Origin of the sequence: Natrinema sp. SYSU A 869 (assembly GCF_019879105.1) — an archaeon.
Classification (GTDB): domain Archaea; phylum Halobacteriota; class Halobacteria; order Halobacteriales; family Natrialbaceae; genus Natrinema.
Map to the genome: position 1 here is coordinate 3,234,172 of NZ_CP082249.1, position 19,894 is coordinate 3,254,065.

General features: G+C 60.7%; 27 protein-coding genes and 1 pseudogene. 24 read left to right on the forward strand and 4 right to left on the reverse strand.

The window, feature by feature from the left end; genetic code table 11:
* Positions 1–7 precede the first annotated feature (7 nt).
* From K6I40_RS24190 to K6I40_RS24285, 20 genes and pseudogenes are all read left to right on the forward strand, one after another.
* Positions 8–487 carry a 50S ribosomal protein L22 gene (locus K6I40_RS24190; protein ID WP_222917612.1) on the forward strand — a complete coding sequence of 160 codons (480 nt, stop codon included), beginning with the start codon at positions 8–10 and terminating at the stop codon, positions 485–487.
* The gene (locus K6I40_RS24195; protein ID WP_222917615.1) at positions 487–1,467 is read left to right on the forward strand and encodes a 30S ribosomal protein S3; all 981 of its coding nucleotides are present in this window, start codon (positions 487–489) and stop codon (positions 1,465–1,467) included. The genes K6I40_RS24190 and K6I40_RS24195 overlap by 1 nt, the downstream gene beginning before the upstream one ends.
* Positions 1,467–1,697 carry a 50S ribosomal protein L29 gene (gene rpmC, locus K6I40_RS24200; RefSeq protein ID WP_222917618.1) on the forward strand — a complete coding sequence of 77 codons (231 nt, stop codon included), beginning with the start codon at positions 1,467–1,469 and terminating at the stop codon, positions 1,695–1,697. The genes K6I40_RS24195 and rpmC overlap by 1 nt, the downstream gene beginning before the upstream one ends.
* A 13-nt stretch (positions 1,698–1,710) precedes the next feature.
* Positions 1,711–2,175: a ribonuclease P protein component 1 gene (locus K6I40_RS24205; RefSeq protein ID WP_222917620.1), complete on the forward strand. Its 465-nt coding sequence runs from the start codon at positions 1,711–1,713 to the stop codon at positions 2,173–2,175.
* Entirely contained in the window at positions 2,166–2,603 is a 438-nt protein-coding gene (locus tag K6I40_RS24210; RefSeq protein WP_222917622.1) for a 30S ribosomal protein S17, read from the forward strand. Before K6I40_RS24205 ends, K6I40_RS24210 begins: the two co-directional genes overlap by 10 nt.
* On the forward strand, positions 2,603–3,001 hold the full coding sequence (locus tag K6I40_RS24215) for a 50S ribosomal protein L14 (protein WP_222917624.1): 399 nt from the start codon (positions 2,603–2,605) through the stop codon (positions 2,999–3,001). Before K6I40_RS24210 ends, K6I40_RS24215 begins: the two co-directional genes overlap by 1 nt.
* Before the next feature lie 2 nt (positions 3,002–3,003).
* Positions 3,004–3,360: a 50S ribosomal protein L24 gene (gene rplX / locus K6I40_RS24220; RefSeq protein ID WP_222917626.1), complete on the forward strand. Its 357-nt coding sequence runs from the start codon at positions 3,004–3,006 to the stop codon at positions 3,358–3,360.
* Positions 3,357–4,058 carry a 30S ribosomal protein S4e gene (locus K6I40_RS24225; protein WP_222917628.1) on the forward strand — a complete coding sequence of 234 codons (702 nt, stop codon included), beginning with the start codon at positions 3,357–3,359 and terminating at the stop codon, positions 4,056–4,058. The genes rplX and K6I40_RS24225 overlap by 4 nt, the downstream gene beginning before the upstream one ends.
* Positions 4,051–4,590 carry a 50S ribosomal protein L5 gene (locus K6I40_RS24230; RefSeq protein ID WP_222917630.1) on the forward strand — a complete coding sequence of 180 codons (540 nt, stop codon included), beginning with the start codon at positions 4,051–4,053 and terminating at the stop codon, positions 4,588–4,590. Before K6I40_RS24225 ends, K6I40_RS24230 begins: the two co-directional genes overlap by 8 nt.
* Positions 4,583–4,768 carry a 30S ribosomal protein S14 gene (locus K6I40_RS24235; RefSeq protein ID WP_222917632.1) on the forward strand — a complete coding sequence of 62 codons (186 nt, stop codon included), beginning with the start codon at positions 4,583–4,585 and terminating at the stop codon, positions 4,766–4,768. Before K6I40_RS24230 ends, K6I40_RS24235 begins: the two co-directional genes overlap by 8 nt.
* A gap of 1 nt (position 4,769) precedes the next feature.
* Positions 4,770–5,162: a 30S ribosomal protein S8 gene (locus tag K6I40_RS24240; protein ID WP_222917634.1), complete on the forward strand. Its 393-nt coding sequence runs from the start codon at positions 4,770–4,772 to the stop codon at positions 5,160–5,162.
* 2 nt (positions 5,163–5,164) lie between these two features.
* Positions 5,165–5,698, forward strand: a complete 534-nt coding sequence (locus tag K6I40_RS24245) for a 50S ribosomal protein L6 (RefSeq protein WP_222917637.1) — start codon at positions 5,165–5,167, stop codon at positions 5,696–5,698.
* A gap of 3 nt (positions 5,699–5,701) precedes the next feature.
* Positions 5,702–6,427 carry a 50S ribosomal protein L32e gene (locus K6I40_RS24250; RefSeq protein ID WP_222917639.1) on the forward strand — a complete coding sequence of 242 codons (726 nt, stop codon included), beginning with the start codon at positions 5,702–5,704 and terminating at the stop codon, positions 6,425–6,427.
* The gene (locus K6I40_RS24255; RefSeq protein WP_222917641.1) at positions 6,420–6,869 is read left to right on the forward strand and encodes a 50S ribosomal protein L19e; all 450 of its coding nucleotides are present in this window, start codon (positions 6,420–6,422) and stop codon (positions 6,867–6,869) included. Before K6I40_RS24250 ends, K6I40_RS24255 begins: the two co-directional genes overlap by 8 nt.
* Entirely contained in the window at positions 6,869–7,417 is a 549-nt protein-coding gene (locus K6I40_RS24260) for a 50S ribosomal protein L18 (protein ID WP_222917643.1), read from the forward strand. The genes K6I40_RS24255 and K6I40_RS24260 overlap by 1 nt, the downstream gene beginning before the upstream one ends.
* Positions 7,414–8,079 carry a 30S ribosomal protein S5 gene (locus K6I40_RS24265; RefSeq protein ID WP_222917645.1) on the forward strand — a complete coding sequence of 222 codons (666 nt, stop codon included), beginning with the start codon at positions 7,414–7,416 and terminating at the stop codon, positions 8,077–8,079. Before K6I40_RS24260 ends, K6I40_RS24265 begins: the two co-directional genes overlap by 4 nt.
* Positions 8,076–8,541: pseudogene (locus tag K6I40_RS24270) on the forward strand (50S ribosomal protein L30). Before K6I40_RS24265 ends, K6I40_RS24270 begins: the two are co-directional and overlap by 4 nt.
* Before the next feature lie 2 nt (positions 8,542–8,543).
* Positions 8,544–9,032, forward strand: coding sequence for an uL15m family ribosomal protein (locus K6I40_RS24275; RefSeq protein ID WP_222917647.1), 489 nt, complete (start codon positions 8,544–8,546; stop codon positions 9,030–9,032).
* Positions 9,033–9,035: 3 nt separating this feature from the next.
* Positions 9,036–10,511 (forward strand): preprotein translocase subunit SecY, encoded by a 1,476-nt coding sequence (gene secY / locus K6I40_RS24280; protein ID WP_222917649.1) that lies wholly within the window; start codon positions 9,036–9,038, stop codon positions 10,509–10,511.
* A 403-nt stretch (positions 10,512–10,914) separates the two neighbouring features.
* A complete protein-coding gene (locus K6I40_RS24285; RefSeq protein WP_222917651.1) occupies positions 10,915–11,118 on the forward strand; it encodes a hypothetical protein in 204 nt (67 codons plus the stop codon).
* A 272-nt stretch (positions 11,119–11,390) separates the two neighbouring features.
* On the opposite strand, the gene K6I40_RS28730 is transcribed toward K6I40_RS24285, so the two are convergent.
* Positions 11,391–11,519, reverse strand: a complete 129-nt coding sequence (locus K6I40_RS28730; RefSeq protein ID WP_255681850.1) for a hypothetical protein — start codon at positions 11,517–11,519, stop codon at positions 11,391–11,393.
* Between the two features lie 244 nt (positions 11,520–11,763).
* Between K6I40_RS28730 and K6I40_RS24290 the strand changes: the two genes are divergently transcribed.
* Positions 11,764–12,267, forward strand: a complete 504-nt coding sequence (locus K6I40_RS24290) for a hypothetical protein (RefSeq protein ID WP_222917654.1) — start codon at positions 11,764–11,766, stop codon at positions 12,265–12,267.
* Between the two features lie 1,299 nt (positions 12,268–13,566).
* On the opposite strand, the gene K6I40_RS24300 is transcribed toward K6I40_RS24290, so the two are convergent.
* Positions 13,567–13,833, reverse strand: a complete 267-nt coding sequence (locus K6I40_RS24300; RefSeq protein WP_222917658.1) for a cytochrome C oxidase subunit IV family protein — start codon at positions 13,831–13,833, stop codon at positions 13,567–13,569.
* 81 nt (positions 13,834–13,914) lie between these two features.
* On the opposite strand from K6I40_RS24300, the gene K6I40_RS24305 reads away from it, so the two are divergent.
* From K6I40_RS24305 to K6I40_RS24315, 3 genes are all read left to right on the forward strand, one after another.
* Complete coding sequence (locus tag K6I40_RS24305) at positions 13,915–15,345, forward strand: hypothetical protein (protein WP_222917660.1); 1,431 nt, start codon at positions 13,915–13,917, stop codon at positions 15,343–15,345.
* A 70-nt stretch (positions 15,346–15,415) separates the two neighbouring features.
* Positions 15,416–15,703, forward strand: a complete 288-nt coding sequence (locus K6I40_RS24310) for a hypothetical protein (protein ID WP_222917662.1) — start codon at positions 15,416–15,418, stop codon at positions 15,701–15,703.
* Between the two features lie 182 nt (positions 15,704–15,885).
* On the forward strand, positions 15,886–16,089 hold the full coding sequence (locus K6I40_RS24315) for a hypothetical protein (protein WP_222917664.1): 204 nt from the start codon (positions 15,886–15,888) through the stop codon (positions 16,087–16,089).
* Between the two features lie 275 nt (positions 16,090–16,364).
* Here K6I40_RS24315 and K6I40_RS24320 read toward each other — a convergent pair whose 3' ends face one another.
* Positions 16,365–18,848, reverse strand: a complete 2,484-nt coding sequence (locus K6I40_RS24320) for a cbb3-type cytochrome c oxidase subunit I (RefSeq protein WP_222917666.1) — start codon at positions 18,846–18,848, stop codon at positions 16,365–16,367.
* Positions 18,848–19,819 carry a cytochrome c oxidase subunit II gene (gene coxB / locus K6I40_RS24325; protein ID WP_222920449.1) on the reverse strand — a complete coding sequence of 324 codons (972 nt, stop codon included), beginning with the start codon at positions 19,817–19,819 and terminating at the stop codon, positions 18,848–18,850. Before coxB ends, K6I40_RS24320 begins: the two co-directional genes overlap by 1 nt.
* Positions 19,820–19,894: the final 75 nt, after the last annotated feature.

The following is a 19,894-nucleotide window of genomic DNA, read 5'->3' on the forward strand; positions in this document are numbered from 1 at the left end:
TCCACGCATGGGAATCAACTACTCAGTCGACGCGGATCCCGACGCCACGGCGAAAGCCATGCTTCGGGAGCGTCATATGAGCAACAAGCACAGCAAGGAGGTCGCACGCGAACTCAAGGGCCGAACCGTTGCGGAGGCCCAGGCGTACCTGCAGGACGTCATCGACGAGAACCAGTCGGTGCCCTTTAAGTCCCACAACGCCGGTGCCGGACACCGTTCCGACATCGACGGCTGGGACGCCGGCAAGTACCCGGAGAAGGTCTCCAAGGAGTTCCTCGATCTGCTCGAGAACGTTGAAGCCAACGCAGATCATCAGGGCTTCGACGGCCAATCCATGGAGATCGCCCACGTCGCCGCCCACAAGGTCGGCGAGTCCGTGGGCCGCAAGCCGCGCGCGATGGGGCGTGCGTCCTCTTGGAACACGCCGCAGGTCGACGTCGAGATTATCGTCGAAGAAGTCGACGAGGACGAAGCAGGTGATAGCTAATGGCTGACGAACACCAATTCATCGAAAACGGCCTTCAGCGGTCCCAGATCGACGAGTTCTTCCAGGAAGAACTCGGCCGTGCAGGCTACGGTGGTATGGACGTCGCCAAGACGCCGATGGGAACCCAAATCGTCCTCAAGGCCGAAAAGCCCGGGATGGTCATCGGCAAAGGCGGCGAGAACATTCGGAAGGTCACGACGGCCCTCGAGGACCGATTCAACCTCGAGGACCCCCAGATCGACGTCCAAGAGGTCGAAGAACCCGACCTCAACGCACGGATCGTCGCGGACCGACTGGCCAACGCACTCGAGCGTGGCTGGTACTTCCGGAAGGCCGGTCACACGACGATCGACCGGATCATGGAAGCCGGCGCGCTCGGCGCGGAGATCGTCCTTTCAGGGAAGGTCACCGGCGCACGATCGCGCGTTGAGAAGTTCAACCGCGGCTACATCAAGCACAACGGCGAGCCCGCCGAGACGGTCGTCGACCACGGCCAGGGCGTCGCGGTCATGAAACTCGGCACCATCGGTGTCGACGTCAAGATCATCCCGCCGGGTGCCGAGCTGCCCGACGACTTCGAAGTCAGCGAAGACATGGATCCGGAAGAGGTCGTTCCGGACGCCGTCGAAGTCAACGAGGAAGGCGGCGTCGAGGAGCTCCTCGAGGGCGAACCCGAGGAGGCCGAGGCCGCCGAAGCGGATGCCGACGCTGCGGCTGAGGAAGCCGCCGAATCCGACGCCGAGGCCGACCTCGACGAGGACGTCGTCGAGGAGGTCATCGAAGAAGAGGTCGAGGCTGACGCCGACGAGGAGTTCGAGGACGTTGAGGTCCCCGACGGCGACGAAGACGTCGAGGAAGAGCTCGAAGAGCTCGAGGAAGACGTCGAAGCGGAAGCCGAGGAACTCGTCGAGGAGATGGAAGACGAGGACGCGGACACCGAAGCGGACGAAGCAGACGCAGACGAGGGAGGTGACGCCTGATGGCGATCATCCACGTCGAAGAGATCCGCGACATGACGCCTCCTGAACGGCAGGAGGAACTCGAGGAGCTCGAGACCGAGCTGCTGAACGCGAAGTCCGTCCTCGCGGCCGGTGGGGCCCCGGAGAATCCGGGCCGTATCGGCGAACTGGGTCGCACCATCGCGCGGATCAAGACGATCCAGCGCGAGGAAGGCGACCTGGATGACGAAGTCGAAGCGGACGCCGAATAACACAACCACACCAATGGCACTGACACCCGAGACGCTGCCGCGACACGAACTCAACGGACTCCCCGTCCGAGTCGTCGAGAGCGACGACTCCTCGCGAGTGGGTCTGGAGGGTCGCGTCGTCATCGAGACGACGAAGACCCTGTCGATAGAAGTCCGGACTGACGGCGAGTCTCGGGTCGTGATGGTGCCGAAATCGGGCTCGACGTTCGAGTTCGCGATTACAGATGACGCCGCCGACCTCGCGAAGGGGTCGGGGACTGCGTCCAAACTGGCCGACACTCAACCCAACTCGACCGATGAATCGGACGAGTCGGACCGAGCTGGCGGCGATGCCGCCAGCTGTCGTAGCGATGGTCTCTCACGGGACCACCGCGACGCTGCCGGCGAGGATGTAGCCTACGTTACGGTCGATGGATCGCGGCTGCTCTCACGACCCGCCCGACGCACGGAAACGAGTGGTGACTCACCATGGCAATAGGACTAGACGTTGAAACCCCTCCGGAACCAGAGAACCCGGAGGAATACGACTACGAGAAGTGTCCGTTCTACGGCGAGCTCTCCGTTCGAGGTCAGATCCTCGAGGGGACAGTCGTCTCGACGGACATGGACAAGACCGTAGTCGTCGAGCGAGAGTACGATGTGGCGGTCCCGAAGTACGACCGACACATGAAACGACGCTCGCGCATCCCGGCACACGTACCGGGCGTGCTCGAGCCGCTCTCGGTCGGTGACACGGTCAAGATCGCAGAGACCCGACCACTGTCGAAGACGAAATCGCACGTGGTCGTCGAAGTAACCGAAGAAGCGACTGCCGAGGACCTCGCAGAGCTCACGAGTCAGGCCGAGCCTGAGCCGGAGCTCTCCGATGAGGACCTCGCCGCGGCCGCAGACGAGGGTGATCAGTGATGGAGGCAATGAAAGCCGACGTCACGCAGGGCCTGAAGAAGGGATCCCTGGTCACGTGTGCCGACAACACCGGCGCACGTGAGCTGAAGGTCATCAGCGTCGCGGGCTACCACGGCACCAAGAACCGCCAGCCGAAGGCGGGGATCGGTGACAAGGTGACCGTCTCGGTCACCAAAGGTACCCCGGAGATGCGCCGACAGGTCCTCGAGGCCGTCGTCGTCCGCCAGCGGAAAGCGATCCGCCGGCCTGACGGCACGCGGCTCAAGTTCGAGGACAACGCGGCGGTCATCATCGACGAAAACGAAGAGCCCCGCGGCACGGAGATCAAGGGGCCGATCGCCCGCGAAGTCGCAGAGCGCTTCGGAGCAATCGCCAGTACGGCGACGATGATCGTATAGATATGACTGAACAACCACATAAACAGCGAACGCAGACAAGAAACGCGCCGCTGCACGAGCGACAGAAGCAGCTGCACGCGACGCTGTCCGACGAGCTCCGCGAGGAGTACGACACCCGTCGAACCCGTGTTAACACGGGCGACACGGTCGAGGTCATGCGCGGCGACCACGCCGGCGACGACGGCGAGGTCATCCGCGCGATCCTCGAGGATGGGACCATCCACGTCGAGGACGTGACCGTTGAGACGGCCGATGGCGAGGAAGTGCCGCGGCCGCTCGAACCCTCGAACGTCCGAATCACGGAGCTTGACCTCGAGGACGAGCGTCGCGAGGCGCGTCTCGAAGGTGATAGCGAATGACGAAACACCAGAAACGACTTTCGGTACCGAAGTCCTGGCCGGTCGAGCGAAAGACCGAGACCTTCACGGTCAAGGCCGACGCCGGTCCCCACGGCGAAGACGGCGTGCCACTCGTCGTCCTCCTGCGGGACGTGCTCGGCTACGTGGACTCGCGCAAGGAAGCGCGATATGCCCTCTCTGAGGATTCGATCCTCATCAACGGGGACGCAATTAACGACGAACAGCGCCCGATCGGTATGTTCGACATCGTTGCCTTCCCGGGTCGCGGGGAGTACTACCGCGTCTTCCCCGACGAGGGCGGTCGACTCGCACTGACCGAGATCGACGAGGAATCGGCCCAGAGCCGCCTCGGTAAGATCGTGAACAAACAGCAAGTCTCGGGTGGCGACACCCAGCTGACGCTGCACGACGGCACGAACGTCATCGTCGACGACGAGTACGATCCAAAGGATTCGATCGTCATCGACAACGACGACAAGTCCGTTGTCGCGCACTTCCCCCACGAGGAAGGCGCACTCGTGACGGCCATCCGTGGCAACCACGGCGGCAAGGTCGGCGAGATCGACGCGATCGACATCACGCCGGGCAGCGGTTCGAACAGCGTCGGCGTCTCGACGGACGACGGCGGCTTCGAAACTGTCGAAGAGTACGTCGTCGTCATCGACGAGAACTTCACTGGAGGTGCGGACGATGAGTGAAGCCGAATCCGGCGACTTCCACGAAATGCGCGAACCGCGCGTCGAGAAAGTCGTCGTCCACATGGGCGTCGGCCAAGGTGGTCGCGAACTCGGCAAAGCCGAGGACATCATCGAAGCGGTCACGGGTCAGGAGAGTGTCCGGACTCAGGCCAAGCGAACCGAACCCGACTTCGGGATCCGTCAGGGCGATCCGATCGGCGCGAAGGTCACCCTTCGCGACGACGACGCCTACGAATTCCTTGAAAAGGCGCTGCCGCTGACGGAGATCTCCGCGGCGCAGTTCGACAACACGGGGAACTTCAGCTTCGGTGTCGCGGAACACACCGACTTCCCGAGCCAGGAATACGACCCGAGCATCGGGATCTTCGGGCTGGACGTCACCGTCAACCTAGTGCGTCCGGGCTACCGTATCGCCAAGCGCGACAAGGCCACCCGGTCGATCCCGTCGAAGCACCGACTGACTCCCGAGGACGCAATCGGCTTCCTCGAGGCGAACTTCGACGTGAACGTAGAGGGTGCAGACGATGAGTGAAAGCGAAACAGAAGAAAACGACCACACGGGCGAGCACGCGGCGAAGCGAACGGGACAGATCGAGTCCTGTCAGCGCTGTGGCCGCGAGCAGGGGCTTGTCGGAAAATACGACATCAACCTCTGCCGACAGTGCTTCCGCGAGATCGCCCGCGACATGGGATTCAGGAAGTACCGATAACATGACCGGAAACGATCCACTCAGCAACGCGCTCTCGGGACTCGATAACGCCGAGAGTGTGGGTCATCTTACCCACGAGGTAACGCCCGCCTCGAACGAAATCGGCAGCGTACTCGAGGTCTTCTACGACCGCGGGTACATCGACGGCTTCGAGTACGTCGATGACGGCAAAGCCGGTCAGTTCGAGATCGAATTGAAAGGAGCGATCAACGAGTGCGGCCCCATCAAGCCCCGCTACGCCGTTGGCGCTGAAGACTTCGAGAAATGGGAGAAGCGCTATCTCCCCGCTCGAGACTTCGGAGCCCTCGTCGTCACGACGAGCAGTGGCATCATGAGCCACTACGAGGCGCGCGAGCAGGGTATTGGGGGCCAGGTGATCGCATACGTCTACTAATCATGCGAGTCGAACTGCAAATCCCCGAGAACGTAACCGTCGAGGTCGATCGCTTCGACGTCACCGTTGAGGGCCCGGACGGCGCTGTTACGCGCCGCCTCTGGTACCCCAACGTGACCGTCGAATCCGACGACGATCAGGTGGTAATCGAGAGTGGTGCCGAGGACGCGAAGACGAATTCGACCGTCGGCACCTTCGAGAGCCACATCCGCAACGCCGTCCACGGCGTGACCGAGGGCTGGGAGTACGAGATGGAAGTCTTCTACTCTCACTTCCCGATGCAGGTCCGCGTGGAAGGCGACGAGGTCGTCATCGAGAACTTCCTCGGCGAAAAGGCACCGCGACGAACAACTATCCACGGTGAGACCGACGTGACCGTCGACGACGAGCAGCTCGTCCTGTCCGGACCCAGCAAGGAGGATGTCGGGCAGACGGCGGCAGACATCGAGCAGCTGACGAAGGTCAGCGGCAAGGACACCCGCGTCTTCCAGGACGGGGTCTACATCACCAACAAACCCGCCAAAGGAGGTGCCTGATAGATGGCAGACGACCAATCGAACGACGAACCCCAGGAGCTCGAGGACATCAGCGGCGTCGGTGCGAGCAAAGCGGACGCACTGCGCGATGCTGGCTTCGAGTCCATCCAGGACATCAAAGAGGCAGATCAGGACGACCTCGCCGAAGCCGACGGCGTCGGGAACGCACTCGCCGCCCGTATCAAGGCCGATGTCGGTGACCTCGAGGTCACCGAAGAGACCGAGGCCGAGATCGAAGACGAAAGCGTCGAGGAGGAAGCGGAACCCGACGAAGACGTCGAGACGGAACTGCAGCCCCGCGGGCTGACCGAGAAGACGCCCGACCTCTCTGAGACGGAGGAGCGACTCCTCAACCGCCGGCAGAGTGAGGGGAAACCGCAGTTCAAGCGGCAGGACTACCACAAGAAAAAGCGGACGCCGGAATCCTGGCGTCGACCTCGCGGTCAGCTGTCCAAGCAGCGCCGCGGTGTCAAAGGCAAGGGCCCGAAAGTCGAGGCCGGCTACCGCACGCCGACGGAAGTCCGTGGCAAACACCCCAGCGGCTTCGAGGAAGTCTACGTCGAGAACACGGACGATCTCGAGGGCGTCGACGGTGACCAAGAGGCGGTTCGGATCGCATCCGCTGTCGGTGCGCGAAAGCGCGAGCGGATCGAGGAACTCGCCGAAGAGCAGGGCGTTCGCGTCCTGAACCCGACTTACGAGGAAGTCGAGGTGGAATCAAATGACTGATCTCTCAGCACAGAAGCGACTCGCCGCTGACGTCCTCGACGTCGGCAAAAATCGCGTCTGGTTCGATCCGGACGCGCAGGGCGACATCGCCGAAGCGATCACGCGCGACGAGATCCGCGAGCTCGTCGACGACGGGCGCATTCAGGCAGATGATGCCTCGGGCAACTCCCGTGGCCGCGCCCGCGAGCGCAATGCAAAACGTTCCTACGGCCACCAGAACGGCCAGGGCAAGCGCCGCGGCAAGAAGGGCGCACGCCAGGACGAGAAGGACGAATGGCAGAACAAGATTCGCGCACAGCGCCGGAAGCTACGTGACCTCCGCGACAAGGGCGAGTTGACGCCCACGCAGTACCGCGAGCTCTACAAGAAGGCTGGCGGTGGAGAGTTCCGTAGCGTCCGATACCTGATGAACTATATCGACGAAAACTACGGTGACCAATAATGGCGACAGGACCACGATACAAAGTGCCGATGCGGCGTCGCCGTGAGGTCCGGACGGACTACCACCAGAGGTTGCGCCTGCTGAAATCGGGGAAGCCCCGCCTGGTTGCTCGCAAGAGCAACAAGCATACTACGGCGCAGCTGATCACTCCCGGACCTCAGGGAGACGAGACGCTTGCGAGTGCACACTCGAGCGATCTGGCGGAGTACGGCTGGGACGCACCCACGAGCAACATTTCCGCGGCGTATCTGACCGGCCTGCTGGCCGGCCAACGGGCCATCGAAGCCGGTCTCGAGGAAGCGGTCCTCGACATCGGCCTCAACACGGCCACGCCCGGCAACAAGGTGTTCGCAATACAGGAGGGCGCGATCGACGCCGGCCTCGAGATCCCGCACAATGACAGCGTGCTTGCGGACTGGTCGCGTACGCGCGGCGAGCATATCGCCGAGTACGCCGAGCAGCTCGACGAGCCGCTGTACAGCGGCGAGTTCGACGCGACTGATCTCCCCGAACACTTCGACGACGTACGAGAGGCGATTCTCGAATGAGTGGAAACAACTACAACGACGGCGGTTGGCAGCCAGTCACCCGTCTCGGCAGAAAGGTCCAGGAGGGCGAAATCGAGACGATGGAAGCCGCCCTCAACTCTGGCCTCCCGCTGAAGGAACCCGAACTCGTCGACCAGCTCCTGCCCGGAATGGAAGACGAAGTGCTGGACATCAATATGGTCCAGCGGATGACCGACTCCGGACGACGCGTGAAGTTCCGCTGCGTCGTCGCTGTCGGCGACCGCGATGGGTTCATCGGCTACGCCGAAGGCCGAGACGATCAGGTCGGCTCTGCCATCCAGAAGGCGATCGGTATCGCGAAACTGAACATGATCCAGGTCCCGCGCGGTTCGGGTTCCTGGGAGGACCGCTCGGACCGGCCACACTCGATGACCCGACGGACGACCGGCAAAGCCGGTTCCGTCGAGGTCGAAGTCATCCCCGCCCCCGAAGGGCTAGGGCTGGCCGCCAGCGACACCGTCCGTCACGTCCTCGAACTGGCCGGCATCGAGAACGCCTGGACGAAGAGCCACGGCAACACTCGAACGACGGTCAACCTCGCGAAAGCGACATACAACGCGCTCGAGAACGCTTCTCAGTCGCGTCATCCGCAACGGCGGAGCAACCGAAACCGAGACGAAGCCGAGGTGGCTGACCAATGAAAGCGATCGTTCAGATCCGCGGCGAAGTGAATCGACAGGAAGACGTCCAGGACACCCTGTCGATGCTCAACATCCACAACGTCAACCACTGCGCACTCGTCCCCGAGACCGACGCGTACGAGGGGATGATCGCGAAGGTCAACGACTACGTCGCCGTCGGAGAGCCCGACGCCGATGTGCTCGAGACCCTGCTCGCGAAGCGAGCGGAGCCCTCGAGGGAGACCAGTCCGACGTTGACGAGGAATGGCTGGCCGACAACACCGAGTACGATGACTTCGGTGAGCTGGCCGAGGCACTCCTCGCAGAGGAGACGACACTTCGTGACGAGGGACTGTCACCGACGCTTCGACTCCACCCACCGCGGGGGGTCACGACGGTATCAAAAAGCCGACCGTCGAGGGCGGCCAACTCGGAAAACATACAACAGGGGAGATTAACGACCTCCTAGAATCGATGCGATAACCATGACGAGCAAAAAACGACGCCAGCGCGGATCGCGAACCCACAGCGGCGGTTCCCACAAGAACCGACGCGGTGCGGGCCACCGTGGTGGCCGCGGCCGTGCCGGGCGCAGCAAACACGAGTTCCACAACTACGAACCGAAGGGCAAACACGGCTTCAAGCGACCTCACGACATCCGCGATGATGTCGCGGAGATCGATGTCCAGAAGCTAGACGAGGACGCGATCCTCTACGTCGCTGACGACCTCGCCGAGGAGACCGACGACGGCTACCGACTCGACGCACGCGACATCGTCGAGGACGGCCACGAGGTCGACATCGTCAAGGTTCTTGGTTCCGGTCAGGTCCGGAATTCGCTCGAGATAACGGCGGACGCGTTCTCCGATGCGGCCGAGGAGAAACTCGAGGCTGCCGGCGGCGAGGCAGTCATCTCGGAGCGAGGCCAGGAGGACGACGAGGCAGAAGCCGACGCTGAACAGGACGAGGAATAATATATGGGATGGAAGGAAGCCGCTGAACCGGTCCTCACGCGGATGCCAGCAGTGCGCCGTCCGGAGGGACACGTTCCCTTCAAGCGCAAGCTGATGTGGTCGGCCGGCATCCTGATGTTGTACTTCTTCCTGACGAGCATCACGATGCTCGGGTATCAGGCCGGCGGGGCGAGCGACCTCTTCGGGGAGTTCCGTGCGATCCTCGGCGGAGCACACGGATCAGTCCTGCAGGTCGGTATCGGTCCGATCGTCACCGCGAGCATCGTCTTACAGTTGCTCGGCGGTGCGAACCTACTCGGACTCGACACGGACGATCCCCGGGACCAGGTCCTCTATCAGGGCCTCCAGAAGCTGCTGGTCATCCTGATGGTCATCTTGACCGGGCTCCCGATGGTGTTCTCCGGTCCGCCGGGAGGGGGCTTCCTGCCCGTCCAGACATCGCTGCAACTCGGTGGGATCGCACTCACTGCAACACAGATTCAGGTCCTGATGTTCGCCCAGATCCTCGTTGGCGGGATCCTCATCCTCTACATGGACGAGGTCGTCAGCAAGTGGGGCGTCGGCAGCGGGATCGGTCTGTTCATCATCGCCGGCGTGAGCCAGCGTCTAGTCACTGGTTTCATCCAGCCTAACTCAGCAGGGTTCTTCTATAGCTGGTATGAGATTCTGACCGGCCAGATCGATATCGGATCGATTGCTTCCGGTGAGGGGCTCTACGCCCTGTTAGTCTCCGAGGGGAACCTCATCGGGCTGGTGACGACGCTGCTGATCTTCGGGATCGTCGTCTACGCGGAGTCAGTTCGCGTCGAGATCCCGCTCAGCCACGCCCGGGTCAAGGGTGCTCGCGGGCGCTTCCCCGTGAAGCTCATCTACGCGAGCGTCCTGCCCATGATCCTCGTTCGTGCAGTGCAGGCGAACGTCCAGTTCATCGGGCAGATCCTGAACAGTCAGTTGGGTAGCATGCCCGGCTGGCTTGGAACCTACTCACAACAGGGTAATCCTGTCAGTGGGTTCTTCTACTACGTGGCCCCGATCTACTCCCGGGAGGAATGGATGTGGTGGACGTCCGGTGTCACCCAGGAGTGGTGGCAGGTAATGATGCGGATCGGCATCGACGTCACCTTCATGGTCGTCGGTGGCGCGGTCTTCGCCATCTTCTGGGTGGAAACCACCGACATGGGTCCGGAATCGACGGCACAACAGATCCAGAACTCCGGGATGCAGATCCCCGGCTTCCGACAGAACGTCGGCGTCATCGAGAAGGTCATGGAGCGGTACATCCCGCAAGTGACCGTCATCGGCGGCGCGCTGGTCGGCCTGCTGGCCGTCTGTGCGAACATGCTCGGTACCATCGGTAGTGTCAGTGGAACCGGGCTGCTACTGGCCGTCTCCATTACGTACAAGCTGTACGAGGAGATCGCCGAGGAGCAGATGATGGAAATGCATCCGATGATGCGCCAGATGTTCGGCTCGGAATAGCGATACTCTGTTTTCGGGCGCTTCACGCCCCCATTTTTCACGCAGGATCAGTCCATAGTAGCGAGCGTTCGCTACTGGTTAGAGGTGGTCGCGTATGACCGCTACCAGCAGCTGTCAAAATACCAGTGGTAGTCAGCCCCTCTCGACGGCTTCATGGCAGGAATCTTCTCGAGCCGAAGAAATTGGACACGTTAGCACAAGAAGCACTCTCACAGTGCTCTGGCATCGGTCTCACCACCCTCATCAAGAGTGACTCCGGGCTCGAGCCGATGACGCGATCGTGACTCGGATCGGCCCGTGTTCGACCAGTGCCGAACTACAGCGATGAGATGCAGTGGTGCCCCAACTGTGAGCATGAACAACCGGGGAGTGTCATCGATTACGTGCCCAGCGGCGTCATAGCATGGCGCTGGCGACGATGCGGCCACGAAGCGGACTGTGCGACGTGCCAGAGGCCGAGCCCGACGAACACGCTGCTGAGCATCTCGATGAAATCGAGCAGCAGCGCTCCGTAATCTCGAGCAACACTCAGCTATCGTACTGGAGCATCGTGCCCGACCACTACGGGTGCTGGACCGATAACTCGAGCAGGCTGCCCCCGGTGTGAACACGAGACGTTCCCGGTGACGACCGACGACAAGAACATGCAGCATTGTCGCGGCCACTGTGGCATCGTCTATGTGGCCGGCGACAATGACTGACGACGGCTGCGACCACTATAGAGCCGGCCTCAAGCCGACGAATGCTGTTCGATCGGTCATCTCGATAGGCTTCGGTGCTGGCAACGATCGGACACGGATGTTCTGTAATCGTGTCTGTCGTGCGAAGTGGCGAGATCCCGAAGCTGATGTCGTGCTCGTACGGACGCGACAGACGACGCTAGCTGCTTTCGATTCGGACGCGACCGGGCCCGCCCCTGAGACAGTGTACGTCGATGGCAGGGTGTTCATGGACGAGCAGTTCCTGGATCTCGCTGACCGTCTTGTCAGTACTGAGATCACGACGCATGCCTCCTCGAATGGGATGAGACCCGATGGGTTGAAACCGACCGCGAGAACCAAGAAGATCTCTCGTTCATACCATATGAGACCATAATTCACAGTTGATGTATTCCCAGTTGTCCGGTCGGGTATTCCCGTCGGGGAGCGTCTCAAACATCCAATTGACGCGCGTAACAGTACGTAACGGTGTGTGGCGTTAACAACATCCGAAATATACTGGTGATCCGGGTAGCGGTCTACCCATGATCTGAATGCACAATCGGAGAAGTATCCTTCAAGCTATCGGGGTGTGTAGTCTCGGTACAGTTGGACTTGCCGGAACAGCGTCGGCAGGTGAAAACGATGAGTATGAAAACGGCAAGAAAAAGGAGAAGAAGAAACACCACCACCGGAAAAAGAAACACAACGGTAAGAAACGCAGGGACAGGAAGCAGAAAGAGCACCGCAAAGGCAAACAGTATCACGACGATGACGACGAACCAGAGGATCTTGGAGATCAGATCCAGCAGCAAGTGGACGAGGAGATAAGAGAAACCAAGCGAGAGGTGGACGAGGAGATAGAAGAGCTTGATTTGTTCGACGTGGAGGATGATGGAGACCATCGGAAGAAGGGGCGCCGAAAGAAGGATCGTCGGAAGAAGGACCGTCGGAAGAAAGATTATCAGGATAAAAACAGCAAAGGACGGCGAAAAGACCACGGTAAGAAGCGGAAGAAACGCAAGGGGAAAGACGAAGACGGTACAAAGAAACACTGATACTGAAATACTAGCGCAAAACTGGCTCCGCGAAACACGCTGTTCTTTTTCTGGAGTTGTTATATTCTGACGAAATAGTGCTCAGTATGTGCGTATTTTTGACGCGTATGGACATCTATACGAGAACCAGTGATAATAGAGAAACACCGCTCATGAATGGCAGCCGGGTTTCGAAAGCGAATCCACGCATCAAAGCGTACGAGACAATCAACGAGCGTAACGCAGCCATCAGCGTCGTGATCCCGGACGAGGGGTTATCTACTACATTCTCTCACCACGGTGCTATGGCAATTCCTTCGCCTGTACGTACCACTGATCCGCGATCGCCATCCAACTTCAAGGGATCCTGCGTCGAGAAACCGGTCGATCCTCACACATTTCTCAACACCGTTCGGTCGCTTGAGGAGTTCCGAATTGAAATTGACCGATTACCACCCGACGAAACAGTTGACGAAGGGGACGAACACGGGTAGCCGTAGCGCCCGTATCGCGGAGGTGGCACAGCAATCTGTCAGATGTTCGGCAGCGAATAACGACTCGTTCTCGTTTTCTTTCTGTTCATCGTATCCGGAAGCTGCTGCATCATCGATTGCGATCCACGATGATATGTGGATCCACCTGACCGGAATACGTTCGAACTGTCAGCCTGATTTCGTAACCGAAATCGCTGGCCGTAGACCTTCCGACTCCGATGCAGAGGGTGACCGTCCTGTGAACGAACTCCGTTTAAAACAACCAGTACCGAAAAGCGCACGTCGATCCATCAGTCGAACGAGTTTACGAGGCGTCCGTCTCGGGTCCAGTTGATCGGTCGACCGAATCGCTCGTACATAGGGATCCGTACGGACTGCAGAAGGCGTACGGAAACGTCTCCAAGACCACCTGTTCAGCAGCACTGACGACAGCGCTGAACTGGGAGGGTAGTAATCGGACAGCGAACACCACGAGGATACCGTCTCGGTTCGGGCCACGACGTACGACGCTGACACCGGCGGAGTGACGGTCACGCTTGACAGCAACAGGTCCTCAAGGAACGGTTCACGGGCGCTCGTTCGATGAGCCGACGGTCGGTCACTACGTGCGTATAGACGGCATATCGTCCTCAGCGGAGTGTAATGAGCAGCCGATCGGCGGTCGCTTTCGCTCGCTATAGTGGGGACGACCGTTTGGCGAAGACTGAACGACGCGGCGAATGATCGGGGTCAGCGGATCGCTGAGAGAGCTGACGCTGTGGGGTGCCGGAAGACGGCGAGAAACGTGTATATTTGATCTGCGAGAGGGTCGAATTCTCGAGGCAGATTACTGGATCGAGTACCCCGCGGCGAGGGTCAGCAGGAACACCATAAATACCGCAGTGAGCATCAGATAGGTGATCGACCGTGGTTCGTCTTTCAGGTGTTGGAAGTAGCCGGCGATCAGCGATACCTTGATCACCGCCAGGATCATCGTACCACCCACTGCCAGTTGATAGTTGAATATCTCGGGGAAGTGGAAGAAGACGAACTTCCCTGTTGCTAGCAGTATCAATGCCACGTAAATGAGGGTGTACGTCCGTATACTCGCCATTAGTGGGGAATGTGGGTGACGGATACTTATACCTTCCTCATACGAACGTCCGACAGGAACCGGTGTGGAAGCGATACGTAGATGGGTCGCCAGTACGAATCGGCGTCAATGAGTAAACGGTCGGCTCTCGCTCGCCGAACCGGTATCGTCCTCGGATTCATCCTCGTCTCCCTCATGGCGGGTGCCGGCGTCGTCACCGCGAGTAACGTCGCTGCCGGCCTCACTGGCGGCGGCGGTGACGTGAGCGTCCCGACGTGGCTCTATCTCGCGACGGGCGGCGGCGCAGTCGGTGCCTCGGCCCTGCTGACGATGCTCGTCACCGACCGCGATATGATCGGTTCCTATCACGACCACGCGTTCGAGCCGACCCTCGACCGGCTGCTGACCGCGGGATCGCTCCTGTTTGGCGTGATCGGGCTCCTCGGACTCGCACTCGTCTTTGCGGCCGGTATCGGCGGGCCGAACATTGGACTGATCAGCGCGGCTGTCTTGGTGACGTTCGCCGGTGGGCGCGCGTTGCTGACGATTGTCGCATATACAGTCGGAAACCCGTGGCCGGCACTCAACCCTTGGCGACGGATCGCCGAGGCACTACCCAACGGCTACGAGTCCTATCCGTCCTCGTACGGCTCCTGGCCCGCTGTCGTCGCGCTGTTGACCTTCGTCTGGCTCGAGGTGGTCGCACCCCTGACGTCGTCGCCGCGCGCGCTGTTATCCGTGCTCGTGATGTACTCGCTGTTTACGATCTCGAGTGCGGTCGTGTTTTCACCGGAGACGTGGTTCCGACGCGGGGATCCCCTCTCGCTGTGGTTCCGACTCTACGGAGCCGTCGCACCGATCCAGCGAACCGACGACGGGTTGGAGCTCCGATATCCCGGCTCGCGGTTGAGCGAGCCGGATCTGATTACCGACACGTCGCTCGTGGCGTTCGTGCTCGCGCTGGTCTGGGAACTGACCTACAGCGGGTTCATCGTCACGCCGGCGGGCGTCTGGACCATCGAAGCGCTGGTCAGAATCGGATTCCCGCCGGTGTTAGTCTATCTCCTCTTACTCGTGGGTGGCTTCGCTCTGTTCTGGAAGGTGTACTGGGTCGCCATCGATCGGACCCGTGAGCGAGCCGAGACGTACCTCTCCCGTCAGTACCTCGGGTACAGACTCGCTGCGCCGCTGCTCGCCATCGCCGCCGGCTATCACCTTGCACACTACGTCGGGTTCGGGATATCGCTGTGGCCGTCATTACTCGATGCCCTGGCGATGCCGTTGAACCCCCCACCGAACCCGACTCGATACGCGCTGCCGGGCTGGTTCGGCTACGTCGAGATCGCCGGCATCCTGCTGGGTCACGTCCTTGCGGTGTGGGTCGCCCACACCGTTTCCTTTGACCTGTTCCCCGGCAAACTCCAGGCAATCAGGAGCCAGTATCCACTCATTATCGTCATGGTCTTCTTTACCATGGTAAGCCTCTATCTCGTCTCGCAGGGGACGATGAGCCCGCCCTACGTCCCGAGCTGACGGGACCTCGATCATCGCTTGCGGCCTGAACCGGCAAACACTTCCTCGCGCCACCACAACGGTCGACCGAATGGCGACCGATCGAGCGCTCAAACGTGAGTACGACGTGCCCGCGGACGAGACGCCCGCTGCGACCTGTCCGTACTGTGGCCGGCCGTTCCAAGCCGAGCGATACGTGACGTTCCACATCGGTGTCGATCACGCCGAAGAGTGTTCCGACGCCGAGCGCGAGGCCTTCGACGAGGAACGCGACGACGAGGAGTACGACCTGTTCACGTTCCACTTCAAGGCGGCCATCTCTGTGTTTCTCGTCTACTTCCTGTTTACGTTCATTTACGCGCTAGTCTGGGCAGGCTAAGGCTGTCTTACGTAACGCTCCCGACGGCTAGGAACGGCCAATCACGGCCGACTATCCGTTCTCCAACATAGTCCGCTCTAGGACCTCTTTATTTCACGACTCACAGTGAGCGTATCATAGCGTCAAGCCGTCTCGGAACAGTACCTACCCTCGTCGTCGGAGTCGTCGCCTGTCTCCTGCTCGTGTCTATTTTCGCCCCACCCGCGCTCGGTACAGGTATCGGCGACGCTACGACGGAAGCCGCCGACTCGATCGTCGTCGACGACTTTCCAACGATCGGGACGACCGTCGAGGTCGTGGTTCGGCTCGAGGAAGCGAGCGTTCCCGCGAGTGCGGACGAGACCGCAACGGAGCGCCAGCTCGAGACCCACGCCGACTCGACGTAGGAGCCGCTCCTCGAGTCTGTGCGGGGGAAAGACGGGCTTCGGTGCGGTGTTCCTCGACCGTTCCGGCTCGAGCAGTTCTGCCGTCGTCACTGCGTGGCCATGATAGGACGATCGATCGGTCGCAGTTGTCAAACTCGTGTCGCCCCGTCGCAGTACGGGACAGTGGCCATCATCGTTGTCGGTCGAACGGAACCGGCATCGGTCCGCTACCCGCTGCTATCGGTAGGGATCAGCGTAAAACCGAACAAAAACGGAATCCCGTGTAGCGACGGCCGCTACATGAGGTAGAACAGTGGGAACAGGAAGACCCACACGATGTCGACGAAGTGCCAGTAGAGCCCGAAGAACTCCACCGGCATGTGGTCCTCGAGGTAGGCGTCGATCGAGACAACGCGGTAGATCATGAACAGCGCGATCAACAGCCCGAGGAAGACGTGCAGCGCGTGCAGGCCGGTGGTCACGAAGTAAATCGAGTACTCAATCCCGCTGAACCAGTAGTGACCGTCGGCGAACTTGCTGCTGTACTCGAAGGCCTTGACGCCCATGAACACGAGTCCGAGTAGGACCGTCACGCTCAGTGCGCCGAGCAGCCCCTTCTTGTTCTCGCGTTCGGCCATCACGTGTGCGAGGATGACCGTGAAACTCGAGGTCAGCAGGACGTACGTGTTGAACAGGCCGGCCATGGTGATCGAATCGAGGTGCCAGTTGCCCCATCCCATGTGGATGCGCATGAACACGTACGCGCCGATTGCAGCACCGAAGACGACGACGTCTGAGGCCAGGAAGACCCAGACGCCCATCTTCTCGTTGCTGATGCCGCCGAACGGCCAGCGTTCGGCGACAGCCATCTCGGGTGCGTCGAACTGCTCGCGACCGAACTGGAACAGCGTGACCGCGAGCATCCCCAGTCCGAGTACCACGAGGACCGGGTAGATGACGTTCTGTGCGGGTGCTGAGTCCAGGGTCACGAAGCTACCGACGTCGCTGTGGATGTGAGACTCGACAAACGAGAAGACGTACGGCGTGATACCGCTGAGTCCGAGGAAGAACGTGAAGGTCGCGGCACCGATGCCGAGCGGCCAGATGCTGGCGTGGTCGGCGTGTTCCTCTTCGTGGCTCGCGGCCGTCGCACCGGACGCTTCCTGTGCGACACCGCCGTCAGTCGCGGCCGCGGCGTCATCGACAAACTTGAGCTTGCCGCTGGCGTAGCTGGGTCGGTCGGGCCAGTTCTCGAGCGGCGGCGGCGAGGGAATTGCCCACTCGGCGGTCCGCGAGTACGTCCACGGGTTGTCTGGCGCGTCCGGACCGGAGACGAGACTCTTGCCGAGCGTGATGAACGTGAGCAGGACCCCCGTTCCGAGGACGAACGCCCCGACGGTCGCCATCCGGTGGTAGAGCGTGAGCTCCGTACTGAAGTGGAAGACACGACGCGGCGTCTCCCACGCGAGGAACATCGGGAAGTACAGCAGGTTGAAGCCGAGGAAGTAGACCGCGAAGCTGAGCTTCCCGAGTAGCTCGGAGTACATCTTCCCGGTAATCTTGGGCCACCAGTAGTAGAGGCCACCGAACAGCGCGGTGACGCCGGAGACCATCACGTAGTGGAAGTGAGCGACGACCCAGTAGGTCCCGCGGAACTCGTAGTCGAGGACGACGGCACCGAGGAAGACGCCGGTGATCCCGCCGAGGATGAACAACACGAGCGCACCCAGCGAGAACAGGAACGGCGTCGTAAAGCGAACGCGCCCTTTGACCATCGTGTAGATCAGCGAGAAGACCATCAGGTCGAAGGGGAGCGAAATACCGATCGTCGTCGCCATGAACAGCGTCTTGATCGGGAGGTTGATCGTCGACAGGAACATGTGATGCATCCAGACGAGGAACGACTGTACCGCGACGAGGACCATCGCAATGATGACCCACTTGCGGCCAACGAGTCGTCGCCCGGTAAACGTCTGGAAGATTTCGAACATGATCCCGAGCGCGGGGAAGAAGACGATGTACACCTCCGGATGGCCGAAGAACCAGAAGATGTGCGCCCATAGCAGGCTCGAGCCCTGGTCAGTCGCGAAGTACTGTGTGAGGAACAGGCGGTCGACCGACAGCAACAGGAGCGCTGCCAGCAGCGCCGCGAACGCGAATAGCATCATCCAGACGGTGAGCAGCCACGACCAGGAGAACATCGGCATGTTCCACAGGCCGAGGCCTTCGGCGCGGGACCGATGCATGGTCACGAGGAAGTTCACCGACCCGATCGTGATCGAGACGACGAACAGGGTCAGTGCGAGAATTGTCGCGTTTCCGCCAGTCATCGCCTGCATCGCACCCGTATATGTCGGCACGTTCAGCGGGGCGTACATCGTCCAACCGCCGGAGAACGAGCCGCCTTGGAAGAACGAGATCCCCAGCAGAATCCCCGAGAACAGATAGAACCAGTAACTCAGGGCGTTCAGGCGGGGGAACGCGAGGTCCTTCGCGCCGATTTGGAGCGGCACGAAATAATTTGCAAATCCACTTGCGACCGGTGACAGGAACCAGAACACCATTATGAGCCCGTGAGCGGAGACGGACTGGTAGTACTGGTCGTTCGTGAGCAGTCCCGTGCCGCCGGCTTCCCACAGGTGGGCGCGGAACAGCAGTGCGAGGACGCCGCCGAAGACGAGGAAGAACAGCGCCGTCGATATATAGAGAATGCCGACGTCCTTGTGATTGGTCGTGACCAACCAGCGCTTGACCGACCGCATCGGCGGAAGGTCACTCATCAGGCCCCACCTCCGTCGTTCGTTTCGCTTTCATTGGCAGTACTTTCCGTTGCGTTCATCTCGAGCTGGTAGGTTTCGCTGACCGGCCCGGTCATGTCGAACTGGTCTTCGACCGGTTCGAACTGACCGTCGGTCGGTTCGATCGTCACGTTGTATTGGCCACCCTGCTCGATATCGGTGATTTCAATGGAGCCGTTCTCGAACTCGTCGGCCGTGTAGCTCTCCTCGAAGTCGGATTCCTGACTCTCGAGAGTGAGCTCGTAGCCCTCGGTCACGCGGGACTCGTTTTGGTCCTCGATCGTGAACTCCATCGTCAGCTGATCGTCCATCCACTGGTCGAACTCGTCGGGGTCCATGACCTGGAGCGTCCCGGTCATCGAGGTATGGAACTCGCCACAGAGTTCGAAGCACTTGATCTCCTGTTGTTGGCCGGCTTCGGATTCATCAGTCTCGAACCAGGTTTCGTCGTACTCGCCCGGAATCGCGTCGGCTTTCACTCGTTGCTCAGGTATGCCGAACGCGTGCCAGACGTCGCCTGACGTCGACTGTATCCAGATCTGCTCACCGGCGGGGACGCGGAGGGTAGCCGTCGATTCGATACCGTTGTCGTACTCGAAGAACCAAGCGAAGCTATCGCCGGTCACTTCGACATTGAGCGCTTCTTCCTGCGCGCTGTCGCCGCCGTCGCCGGGATCCTCGACGTACAGGAGCATCCCGTACGTCCAGATCACCAGCGAGATGACGATGACGGCGCTGATGCCGAACGAGAGGAATAGTTTCTTACCGCCCTTTCCGCCTGTCGGTAACTCCCCGACAGATGGCAGATCTTCATCCTCAGCGGCCTCGCCGGTATCACGGTACTTGTACGCGTTGTACAAGGTATACGCGATCACGACGATTCCGACGAGCGCACCGAGTCCGAGGAAGACCAGGAAGATCCGCTCGAACACGTCGACACGTGTTCCCTGCATCGGGGTCGTCAGTAGGTTGATGATTGTGTTCACCTCTTTTGAACTCCGGTTATATGTCCGAGATTGATTGCTGGG

Excerpts from the sequence above, each read along its gene's own strand:
- K6I40_RS24215 (WP_222917624.1), top strand. The coding sequence starts at position 2,603 with ATGGAGGCAATGAAAGCCGACGTCACGCAGGGCCTGAAGAAGGGATCC.
- rpmC (WP_222917618.1), top strand. The coding sequence starts at position 1,467 with ATGGCGATCATCCACGTCGAAGAGATCCGCGACATGACGCCTCCTGAA.
- K6I40_RS24285 (WP_222917651.1), top strand. The coding sequence starts at position 10,915 with ATGGCGCTGGCGACGATGCGGCCACGAAGCGGACTGTGCGACGTGCCA.
- K6I40_RS24260 (WP_222917643.1), top strand. The coding sequence starts at position 6,869 with ATGGCGACAGGACCACGATACAAAGTGCCGATGCGGCGTCGCCGTGAG.
- K6I40_RS24320 (WP_222917666.1), bottom strand. The coding sequence starts at position 18,848 with ATGAGTGACCTTCCGCCGATGCGGTCGGTCAAGCGCTGGTTGGTCACG.
- K6I40_RS24290 (WP_222917654.1), top strand. The coding sequence starts at position 11,764 with ATGCACAATCGGAGAAGTATCCTTCAAGCTATCGGGGTGTGTAGTCTC.
- K6I40_RS24190 (WP_222917612.1), top strand. The coding sequence starts at position 8 with ATGGGAATCAACTACTCAGTCGACGCGGATCCCGACGCCACGGCGAAA.
- K6I40_RS24240 (WP_222917634.1), top strand. The coding sequence starts at position 4,770 with ATGACCGGAAACGATCCACTCAGCAACGCGCTCTCGGGACTCGATAAC.
- K6I40_RS24300 (WP_222917658.1), bottom strand. The coding sequence starts at position 13,833 with ATGGCGAGTATACGGACGTACACCCTCATTTACGTGGCATTGATACTG.
- K6I40_RS24275 (WP_222917647.1), top strand. The coding sequence starts at position 8,544 with ATGACGAGCAAAAAACGACGCCAGCGCGGATCGCGAACCCACAGCGGC.
- K6I40_RS24265 (WP_222917645.1), top strand. The coding sequence starts at position 7,414 with ATGAGTGGAAACAACTACAACGACGGCGGTTGGCAGCCAGTCACCCGT.
- K6I40_RS28730 (WP_255681850.1), bottom strand. The coding sequence starts at position 11,519 with ATGCGTCGTGATCTCAGTACTGACAAGACGGTCAGCGAGATCCAGGAA.
- K6I40_RS24250 (WP_222917639.1), top strand. The coding sequence starts at position 5,702 with ATGGCAGACGACCAATCGAACGACGAACCCCAGGAGCTCGAGGACATC.
- K6I40_RS24205 (WP_222917620.1), top strand. The coding sequence starts at position 1,711 with ATGGCACTGACACCCGAGACGCTGCCGCGACACGAACTCAACGGACTC.
- K6I40_RS24255 (WP_222917641.1), top strand. The coding sequence starts at position 6,420 with ATGACTGATCTCTCAGCACAGAAGCGACTCGCCGCTGACGTCCTCGAC.
- K6I40_RS24230 (WP_222917630.1), top strand. The coding sequence starts at position 4,051 with ATGAGTGAAGCCGAATCCGGCGACTTCCACGAAATGCGCGAACCGCGC.
- secY (WP_222917649.1), top strand. The coding sequence starts at position 9,036 with ATGGGATGGAAGGAAGCCGCTGAACCGGTCCTCACGCGGATGCCAGCA.
- K6I40_RS24245 (WP_222917637.1), top strand. The coding sequence starts at position 5,165 with ATGCGAGTCGAACTGCAAATCCCCGAGAACGTAACCGTCGAGGTCGAT.
- K6I40_RS24210 (WP_222917622.1), top strand. The coding sequence starts at position 2,166 with ATGGCAATAGGACTAGACGTTGAAACCCCTCCGGAACCAGAGAACCCG.
- K6I40_RS24225 (WP_222917628.1), top strand. The coding sequence starts at position 3,357 with ATGACGAAACACCAGAAACGACTTTCGGTACCGAAGTCCTGGCCGGTC.
- K6I40_RS24305 (WP_222917660.1), top strand. The coding sequence starts at position 13,915 with ATGGGTCGCCAGTACGAATCGGCGTCAATGAGTAAACGGTCGGCTCTC.
- rplX (WP_222917626.1), top strand. The coding sequence starts at position 3,004 with ATGACTGAACAACCACATAAACAGCGAACGCAGACAAGAAACGCGCCG.
- K6I40_RS24310 (WP_222917662.1), top strand. The coding sequence starts at position 15,416 with ATGGCGACCGATCGAGCGCTCAAACGTGAGTACGACGTGCCCGCGGAC.
- coxB (WP_222920449.1), bottom strand. The coding sequence starts at position 19,819 with ATGCAGGGAACACGTGTCGACGTGTTCGAGCGGATCTTCCTGGTCTTC.
- K6I40_RS24235 (WP_222917632.1), top strand. The coding sequence starts at position 4,583 with ATGAGTGAAAGCGAAACAGAAGAAAACGACCACACGGGCGAGCACGCG.
- K6I40_RS24195 (WP_222917615.1), top strand. The coding sequence starts at position 487 with ATGGCTGACGAACACCAATTCATCGAAAACGGCCTTCAGCGGTCCCAG.